At 62.7% G+C, this 9,022-nt stretch carries 8 protein-coding genes; 4 read left to right on the top strand and 4 right to left on the bottom strand.

Annotation, left to right across the window (positions count from 1 at the left end; translation table 11 throughout):
* The first annotated feature begins 254 nt into the window (after window positions 1-254).
* The gene (locus MOV80_RS22045; RefSeq protein WP_019101561.1) at window positions 255-1,004 is read left to right on the top strand and encodes a carbonic anhydrase family protein; all 750 of its coding nucleotides are present in this window, start codon (window positions 255-257) and stop codon (window positions 1,002-1,004) included.
* Window positions 1,005-1,032: 28 nt separating this feature from the next.
* On the opposite strand, the gene MOV80_RS22040 is transcribed toward MOV80_RS22045, so the two are convergent.
* Both MOV80_RS22040 and MOV80_RS22035 read right to left on the bottom strand, forming a co-directional pair.
* Window positions 1,033-1,524, bottom strand: a complete 492-nt coding sequence (locus MOV80_RS22040) for a DUF523 domain-containing protein (RefSeq protein WP_043594189.1) — start codon at window positions 1,522-1,524, stop codon at window positions 1,033-1,035.
* On the bottom strand, window positions 1,515-2,972 hold the full coding sequence (locus MOV80_RS22035) for a PLP-dependent aminotransferase family protein (protein ID WP_043594187.1): 1,458 nt from the start codon (window positions 2,970-2,972) through the stop codon (window positions 1,515-1,517). Before MOV80_RS22035 ends, MOV80_RS22040 begins: the two co-directional genes overlap by 10 nt.
* Window positions 2,973-3,063: 91 nt before the next feature.
* On the opposite strand from MOV80_RS22035, the gene MOV80_RS22030 reads away from it, so the two are divergent.
* The 3 genes from MOV80_RS22030 (at window position 3,064) to MOV80_RS22020 (ending at window position 5,717) form a co-directional block, all read left to right on the top strand.
* Window positions 3,064-3,447 (top strand): rhodanese-like domain-containing protein, encoded by a 384-nt coding sequence (locus tag MOV80_RS22030; protein WP_081575537.1) that lies wholly within the window; start codon window positions 3,064-3,066, stop codon window positions 3,445-3,447.
* Between the two features lie 11 nt (window positions 3,448-3,458).
* Window positions 3,459-4,190, top strand: a complete 732-nt coding sequence (locus MOV80_RS22025) for a GNAT family protein (protein ID WP_249605486.1) — start codon at window positions 3,459-3,461, stop codon at window positions 4,188-4,190.
* A 78-nt stretch (window positions 4,191-4,268) separates the two neighbouring features.
* Entirely contained in the window at window positions 4,269-5,717 is a 1,449-nt protein-coding gene (locus MOV80_RS22020) for a hypothetical protein (RefSeq protein WP_019101566.1), read from the top strand.
* Between the two features lie 302 nt (window positions 5,718-6,019).
* Here the strand turns inward: MOV80_RS22020 and MOV80_RS22015 are convergent, their stop codons facing one another.
* Window positions 6,020-7,480, bottom strand: coding sequence for an NAD-dependent succinate-semialdehyde dehydrogenase (locus MOV80_RS22015; RefSeq protein ID WP_043594184.1), 1,461 nt, complete (start codon window positions 7,478-7,480; stop codon window positions 6,020-6,022).
* 63 nt (window positions 7,481-7,543) lie between these two features.
* The gene (gene gabT, locus MOV80_RS22010) at window positions 7,544-8,809 is read right to left on the bottom strand and encodes a 4-aminobutyrate--2-oxoglutarate transaminase (protein ID WP_107732869.1); all 1,266 of its coding nucleotides are present in this window, start codon (window positions 8,807-8,809) and stop codon (window positions 7,544-7,546) included.
* Window positions 8,810-9,022: the final 213 nt, after the last annotated feature.

Raw genomic sequence — 9,022 nt, 5'->3', positions numbered from 1 at the left:
AATGGGAGGCTTTCGTGCGTCTGAGGCAACTCGTCTGCGCCGGTTTCTTCCGTTTGTTTTCTCTATTTCCTTCTTTTCTTCTTCTTTTCTGTGTCCGGCAGCTGGCTGCGGGAGAGGGCTTTTCATCTCCATGTCCTAATTGCGTGTGCAGTGAACTAAGTCGCTAACTATCATCTAATTAGATAGTTACTAAATAAAATTAAAAAACTTTATACCACTGTACCTTTATGTCACTACACTAGGAAAGGACGCGAATGAGCGAGCATCTGTGTCGGGAAGTGAATTGCGGCGAGTCTATCGGCCGACGGACGGTGATGAAAACCGCCTTGGGCGCCGCGGCGCTATTTGCCATGGGTGCCGGCGGGGGCCTGAACGGCGTGGCGTATGCGGCGTCTTTGAGCAAGTCCCAGCGGGATGCGATGACGCCGGAGCAAGTGCTGGCGGAGATGGCGAAAGGCAATGAGCGCTTCCGAAGCGGCAAGCCGATGCAGCACGACTACCTGGCGCAAAAGCGTTCCAGCGCGGAGGGGCAGTACCCCTCCGCGGTGGTGCTCAGCTGCATAGATTCGCGCGCGCCGGCGGAAATCGTGATGGATGCGGGCATCGGCGAAACCTTTAATTCCCGGGTTGCCGGCAATGTGGTGAATGACGATTTGCTGGGTAGCATGGAGTTTGCTTGCGCGGTTGCCGGGGCCAAAGTAGTGCTGGTGATGGGGCATACCGCCTGTGGCGCCATCAAGGGGGCTATCGACCATGTGGAGCTGGGCAACCTGACGGGGTTGCTGGCGCGCATTCGGCCGGCGATTTCTCTGACCAAGTACGATGGCGAGCGCAGCAGCAAGAATGCGGAGTTTGTCGATGCGGTGGCACACAGCAATGTGTTGCATACCATCGATCAGATTCGCAAGCGCAGCGATGTGCTGGCCAAGTTGGAGAAAGAGGGCCGGATCAAGATCGCCGGCGCGATGTATCACTTGAGCGGCGGCCGCCTCGAGTTTCTGTAAAGGTCGTTCACGAGAGCGTCTAGGGGATTTAGTCCCCAGGCGCTTTCAGTAATTCTTCCATGTGGTCCTCCGAACAGACCTTGATGCCAGCCTGTCGCAACAGGCTGGCGGTCACGCCTTCCCCATTCTTGAGCTGGCCGGAAAATTCGCCGTCGTAGATGCGGAGCGTGCCGCATGAGGGGCTGTTGGCCTTCAACAGCGCTTGCCGGCAGCCATGGGCCTGAGCCAGGCGCAGGCTGGCCTGGGCTCCGCGCACAAAGGCGGCGCTGACATTTTCGCCGGCGGCGGTTTCAACCGTGGCCTGACCGCGCAGCGCGGCAGCGCCGTCGCCTCCGCGCAGCTCCGCCGCGGGCCTGGGCGTAGGTAGGCCGCCCATGCATTCTGGACAGGCGGGGATCAGGGTGAATTCCCGGCGCAATCGAGTCCAGGCATGTTCAGCCAGCGGTTTGGCTTGGCCATCGTAGCGTACGGGCTGCCCCAGCAGGCAGGCGCTGACCAGCAGCGTAGGTTTCACTTCCATCGCGTTTCCAATAGCGCCGCCAGCTTGAGCGCGGCGGCGTGAAGTTCCTGTTCTTCCACTCCGGCGTAGCCTAGCACTAATCCGTTGCGGTCCACCGGGCCGATGAAGTGCTTGGTCAAAGGACGCAGCCATAGTTGCTGCCGGGCGGCGGCGGCGCTGAGTTCCCATTCATCGAAGCCGGTCGGCAACTGAGCGACCAAGTGCAAGCCGGCCTCGCCGGCGGACAGCGGCAGCGCGTCGCCCAGCGCGCGCTGCAGAGTGCCGCGCAGCAGGTGTTGCCGCAATTGGTAGAGCTCGCGCATATGCTTGATATGGCGGGCGAAATGACCTTGTTCGATGAAGTCGGCCAGCGCGGCTTGCACCTGGTAATTGCCCTCCCGGTACAAACGCGCCTGGACGCGGCGGAACGGCTCCACCAGCGTTTCGGGCAGGATCAGGTAGCCCAGCCCCAGCGCGGGAAACATGACTTTGCTGAAGGTTCCGAGATAAATGACGCGCTCGCTGTCGGCCAGCCCTTGCAGGGAGGCGATGGGGTGGGTGGTGTAGCGGAATTCGCTATCGTAGTCGTCTTCTATGATCCAGCTGTCGTGTAGCTTGGCTAACTGAAGCAGCGCTAGTCGTCGTGCCAGCGACATGACGACGCCGGTTGGATATTGATGGGACGGGGTGATGTAAATCAGACGCGGAGGCGTGGCCTGATGCGCGGGCGTCGGGGCTATGCCTTGGGCGTCAACGGGAACCGGGACGATGTTCAGTTCCGCTGCTCGCAGCGCGGCCTGCGCGCCGCTGTAGCCGGGATCTTCCACCCAGGCGTCGTCGCCGGGGTCGGCCAATAGCCGGGCCAGCAGTTCCAGTCCTTGCTGCGCGCCTTGGGTGATGACGATTTGCTCCGGTTGGCAGCTCACCGAGCGCGATAGATACAGGTATTGGCTGAGGGAGCGCTTGAGTTCGGGCAGACCGCCGTCGTGGCGGTAGTGCAGATGGTCCAGCTGCGGGCGTTGGATATGGTTTTGCAGGCAGCGCTGCCATTGGGCGTGGGGGAATTGTTTCAGCTCTGGCGTCCCGGGGGCGAAGGCGCCAGCCAGCCCAGTGGGCAGCGTGCAGTGGCCCGAGACGCGCTGGCCGCGTTGCGACAGCCCCGGGTGTTGCTGAGCGCGCTGCGGCGGCGCGGAACGCGGGCTGAATAAGGCCGCGACATAAGTGCCTGAGCCGTGACGGCTTTCCAGATAGCCTTCGGCGCCCAGTTGTTCATAGGCGTTGAGAATGGTGTTGCGGCCCAGAGCCAGTTCCGCCGCCAGCGCGCGGCTGGCCGGCAAGGGCGCGCCGCCGGCCAACTGACCGGCGCGGATCAGTTCGCGCAATAAGCGGTACAGCTGGCGAGCCAGGCTTTCCGCGCCTTGACGTTGCAGCCGCTGGCGCAGGAAATCGATCAACCACTCGGTGGACAAAGTGGTTCCTCCATATTTTGCATGGTGGCACTGTTTGGGGTATGACTTGTCGCTTAGGCTAACAGCATTTACAAGGCCACAGGAGAAAAAAATGTTGAGTCAGCTGGATTTTTACGCCGCCAAGCTGGCGTACGAGATGGACGCCGCCGATGTCTGGAGTGCTTTGCAAGCCGGAGAAAAATTGGTGTTGATCGACGCGCGCGCGGAAGAGGCCTTCCTTAAGGAAACCCTGCCCGGCGCCGTGTCCGTGCCGCATAGAACCATGGACGAGGCAAGCACCGCGCATTTGCCCAGGGATGCGGTTCTGGTGTCGTTCTGCGATGGCATCGGTTGCAATGCGTCGACCAAAGGGGCCTTGAAACTGGCGCGTCTTGGTTTCAATGTGCGCGAATTGCAGGGCGGCCTGGATTGGTGGGTGCGCGACGGCTATGCAACCACGGCGCGAGCTGGCGTCTCCGTGTCCTGCGCATGCTGAAGGGGAAGGGGATGATTGAGGCGAGCATGGCGTCGGCGGGCACGGTCAACGCCTTGGGCCAGGCGGTGGGGCTGCCGGTGTCGGAGTGGCGCGAGGCGGCCTGGCCGCCTAAGACGGATCTGCGGGGGAAGTTCTGCCGGCTGGAACCGCTGCAGGCCGAGCGGCACGGCCCAGGCCTGTTCGCGTCGATGGGCGCGGACGCGGAGGGGCGCAACTGGACTTATCTGAGCTATGGCCCGTTTGCCGCTTACGCTGACTTCTCTGATTGGCTGGCCGAGCAGCAACGGCAGCGTGATCCGCACTTTTACGCGATTGTGGACGCTGTCAGCGGGGAGGCGCTGGGCGTAGCCGCCTATTTGCGCATTGACCCGAAGATGGGCTGCATCGAGGTGGGGCATCTGAATTTCTCTCCCTTGCTGCAGCGCAGGCCGGCGGCGACGGAAGCGATGTATCTATTGATGCGTCAGGCCTTCGCGCTGGGTTATCGCCGTTATGAATGGAAATGCGACGCCTTGAACCAGCCTTCACAGCGGGCGGCGCTAAGGCTGGGTTTCCGCTTCGAGGGTCTGTTCCGGCAGGCCATGGTTTACAAGGGGCGTAATCGCGATACCGCCTGGTTTTCCGTCCTGGATCATGAGTGGCCGGCATTGCGGCAGGGCTTCGAGAACTGGTTGTCCGCTGACAATTTCGACGCGGCGGGCGGGCAGCGTCAAACATTGGAGCAATGGAGGGGAGAGGATTGATTTGGCCAGCGGACTTCAAGCCGCCACGCTAGGCAGGTACAATGAGTATTTGATTTATTGAATAGATTCGCTTGCCAGATGAAATCCCTGCCGCGTAATGCCCGCATCAAGGGCGAGCCGTTTTTGCCCAACCGCTTCATTTTTGGTGATGCCGTTGACGATCAGGGCCTGGAAGGTTCCGAGTACCTGATTCACACCGAAGCGCCGGCTTTTGTTTGCCGTTTGCTTGGCGATGACGACACGGACTTTCCCGGACGCGATCGCGAAGGTCTGACTAGCGCCATGCTGTTCGACGAAGCGGACAATGTGACGGTCTATGTCTGCAATCTGCGTCTGCGTTTATTCGACTTCAACTTCAGCAATGAAGACGAAATGCCGACCGTGGGTCAGTTGCAGGCGATCTGCGACGAAGCGATGCAAGCTTATCAGCGTCTGCACAAGGCCTATGCCGACCGCGAGGCCGCGGGTCCGGTTCCGCGCGAGATGCGTACCGGCCCTACCGAGCCGCTGCCTCCGGCGGAGCGCGGTCGAGCGGTGAAGCAATTGGTGGAGCTGGCGCGCCGCGCGGTGGATCAGCCTATGGAGCGCGCGCAGCTGGCAGGCGAGGTGCAGATGGCGCTGGCGGCCGGCGACCAGGCCGTGTTCACCGAGTCGCAACTGGCGCTGTTGTCCCAACCGGCCGCGCGTCAGTTGCTGGTCAATTGCGCGCGCGACGCAATCGCTTTCCCCGAGGTGATGCGCAAGGATGGCTCGGTGGTGTCGTTCGAACTCTGGGCCTTGCCGTTCGCGTTTTCACGCGCCCAGGGCGGCGTGTGGTGGCATTTCCCTCAGCTGGAGCGGCTGGAAGTGGCGCTGGCGGATGCACTGGAGGTGCCGGAGCAGTCGATACTGTGGATTTCGCCCACCTTGTTCTCTCTGGAGATGCTGAACGAACGCGCCTGCCAAGACCTGGTGCAGTTGGCGCCGGTGATGGATGCGGGTTGCGATTTCGCGCCGCTGGATCCGGACTCCTCGCGCGCCACATACGAGGCGGCGCGCAAGACCAACGAGCCGCAACTGGTGCTGGCCTGGATTCCCTTCTTGGTGGAGCGCGGGGCTTTGCCGCCGGAGCAGGCGCGCCGTTTGGCGCGCAAGGCGCTGGATGCGGCGATGCCGCTGGTACAGCAGGCGGTGGGCGCCGAGATGGAATACGGCGAGGCCGAGCTGTTCGCGCCCTTGCCCTGGTGGGAGGCGGTGCAGACCGGTGTGCGAGCCTGGAACCGCAAGCGCCTGGGTGTGACCGCGGCCTTGCTGGCCGCGAGCGCGGGCGGGGTGCAAGAGCTGGAGGCTGTTGCGGAATATCAGCCGGAAATGCAGGGCTACGAAGTGGGCTTCCGCCTGCGCGGCCGAGAGGAAGTGGCGGCGCACGCGCCGTGGCTGGTGACGCCGGATGTGGCGCCTGAGCGCGACGAGGCCTGGCGGGATCTGGCTGAATGCCTGAAAGAGGCAGGGATTCCCCTGTCGGAGACCTTGGCCAAGTTCCACTAAGAGCGGCTAACAAAATTCCTGATGCTGCGTTGCGCCGACTTGCCGTACTCAAGTGCTGCCTGCGTCGGCGCGCCTTGCCTCAGCCGTGAAACTGATTTTTGTTAGCCGTACCTGTTCAATGTGTGCTGCGCTTCGGCGATGCGGCCTTGGAAGCTTCTTCAGAATGCTTGTGTACCGTGTGTACATTCCGCTTCTTCAGCGCTTGCTCTTGCTCGCGAGATTTTGAACAGGTTCTAAGCGCAGCGGTTGCGGCAATAAAAAACGGGCTGGATATCCAGCCCGTTTCGCATTGGCGGGGCGCTTTACTGGTCGATGCCGCCTAGCAGTACGTATTTGATTTCCAGATAGTCCTCGATGCCGTACTTGGAGCCTTCACGCCCCAGGCCGGATTGCTTGACGCCGCCGAAGGGCGCGGCCTCGTTGGACAGAATGCCGGTGTTGACCGCCACCATGCCGTATTCCAGACCTTCTGACACGCGGAAAATGCGGCCGATATCGCGGGCGTAGAAGTAGCTGGCCAGGCCGAACTCGGTGTCGTTGGCCATCCGGATCGCCTCTTCTTCGGAATGGAAGCGGAACAGCGGCGCCAGCGGTCCGAAGGTTTCCTCCTTGGCCACCTTCATTCGCGGCGTAACGTCGGTGATTACCGTCGGTTCGAAGAAGCTGTGACCCAGCGCGTGGCGCTTGCCGCCTGCCACCAGTCTGCCGCCCTTGGCCAGCGCGTCGGCGATGTGTTCTTCCACTTTGGCCACTGCGTTCATGTCTATCATCGGGCCTTGGGTGACGCCAGGCTCCAGGCCGTTGCCCACTTTGAGCTTGGCCACCGCGGCGGCGAACTTCTCTGCGAATGCGTCGTAGACGCCATCCTGCACCAGCAGACGGTTGGCGCAGACGCAGGTCTGGCCGGCGTTGCGGTATTTAGAGATGATGGCGCCTTCCACCGCGGCGTCGAGGTCGGCGTCGTCGAATACGATGAAAGGCGCGTTGCCGCCTAATTCCATCGACACTTTTTTGACGGTGTCCGCGCATTGAGCGATCAGCTTGCGGCCCACTTCGGTGGAGCCGGTGAAGGAGAATTTCTTTACCAAGTCGCTGCCGGTCAGCACCGCGCCGATTTCGCTGGAGCCGCCGGTGAGCACCGAGAACACGCCGGCGGGAATGCCCGCGCGTTCGGCAAGCACGGCCAGGGCCAGGGCCGAGAGCGGGGTCTGACTGGCCGGGCGCACCACCATTGGGCAGCCGGCGGCCAGCGCCGGGGCCGCTTTGCGCGTGATCATCGCATTGGGGAAGTTCCATGGCGTGATCGCTGCGGTGACGCCGATCGCTTCCTTGTTGACCAGGATGCGCTTGTCGGCGCCGGGAGAGGGGATGGTGTCGCCGTACAGGCGCTTGGCTTCTTCAGCGTACCACTCGATATAGGACGCGCCGTAGGCGATTTCGCCCTTGGCTTCCGAGAACGGCTTGCCCTGTTCGCTGGTGAGGATGACCGCCAGGTCGTCCTGATTCGCCATCACCAGATCGAACCAACGGCGCAGCAGGGCGGCGCGTTCTTTCGCCGGCTTGCGTTTCCAGAGAAGGAAGGCTTCAGCCGCGCCGGCCACGGCGCGCTCGGCCTCGGCCTTGCCCATTTTGGGCACGCTGGCGATAGTTTCGCCGGTGGCGGGGTTAGTGACGGGAATGGTTTCGCCGTTGTCGGCGTCTAGCCAGGCGCCGTTCACATAGCACTGCTGCTTCAGCAGCGCGGGGTCTTTCAAATTCAACATGGGTTCTCCAACGCAGAGATGTCGGACTAGGCCCGCGCCGGCGGCGCGGGCCCGGCGCGGCCTTTAAGCTTTGAGCGCGGCTTCCAGCTTGGCCAGGGCTTCTTCGAACACCGCGTCTTCTATGGTCAGCGGGAACAGGAAGCGCACCACATTGGCGTAGACGCCGCAGGTCAGCAGGATCAGGCCGGATTCCAAGGCCTTGGTCTGCACTTTCTTGGCGAAGTCCGGGTCGGGTTGCGGGCTGCCGGGCTGATTGAACTCCACCGCCAGCATCGCGCCCAGCCCGCGGACCTCGGCGATCTGCGGCACCGCGCTCTTCAGGCCGTGCAGTTTTTCCTTCAGCAGCTCGCCCAGGCGGTTGGCGCGGTCCAGCAGCTTTTCTTCGGCGATGACGTCGATCACCGCCAGCGCCGCGGCCACCGCCAGCGGGTTGCCGGCATAGGTCCCGCCCAGGCCGCCGGGGGCGGGAGCATCCATCAGCTCGGCCCGGCCGGTCAGCGCGGACAGCGGGAAACCGCCGGCCAGCGATTTGGCCATGGTGATCAGGTCGGCCTGCACCGGATAGTGCTCCATCGCGAACAGCTTGCCGGTGCGGGCGAAACCGGACTGCACTTCGTCGGCGATCAGCAGGATGCCGTGCTCGTCGCAAATCTTGCGCAGCCGGACCACCCACTCGCTGGGCGCGACGTAGAAACCGCCTTCGCCTTGCACCGGCTCAAAGATGATGGCGGCGACGCGTTTGGGGTCGACGTCGTACTTGAACAGCTTTTCCAGCCCGTTCAGGGAGTCTTCCACGGACACGCCGTGCAGCGCGTTGGGATAGGGAGCGTGATAGACGTCGCTGGGGAAGGGGCCGAAGCCCACTTTGTACGGGACCACCTTGCCGGTCAGCGCCATGCCCAGCAGGGTGCGGCCATGGAAGGCCCCGCCGAAGGCGATCACCCCGGCGCGGCCGGTGGCGGCGCGCGCCACTTTCACCGCGTTTTCCACTGCTTCGGCGCCGGTGGTGAACAGCGCGGTTTTCTTCGCGTGCTGGCCCGGCGTCAGTTGGTTCAGCCGCTCGGCAAGACGGATATAGGATTCGTAAGGGACAACTTGATAGCAGGTGTGACTGAACCGGGACAGCTGTTCGGCGACCGCGGCCTGTACTTTGTTATGCAGATGGCCGGTATTCAATACGCCAATGCCGCCGGCGAAATCGATATAGCGTTTACCGTCGGTATCCCAGACTTCGGCATTCTTGGCGCGCTCGGCAAAGAAGCCGCACATCACGCCCACGCCGCGCGGGGTGGCGTCGGCCTTGCGTTGCATCAAATCCTTATTGCTCATCTGCTATCTCCTCGACGTTGTGCGGCCGGCGCCGCGTATGGCGGGCCGCCGCGAATCGGTGTCGGAGCGATGCCGGTCTATCGTGGCGCCGGCTGGCCGCTCCGTGGCTTGGCTTTCATTATTCTTGTCTGACCGTCTCAGCACCTGTTTACGATCTGTTGCGCGTTGGCGGAATAGTTTAGACAAGGGCGTTAAAAACGGTTTCGAAATGCG

It is taken from the genome of Chromobacterium sp. IRSSSOUMB001, assembly GCF_023507765.1.
Classification (GTDB): domain Bacteria; phylum Pseudomonadota; class Gammaproteobacteria; order Burkholderiales; family Chromobacteriaceae; genus Chromobacterium; species Chromobacterium haemolyticum.
This window is presented reverse-complemented; position numbering and strand designations above follow the sequence as displayed.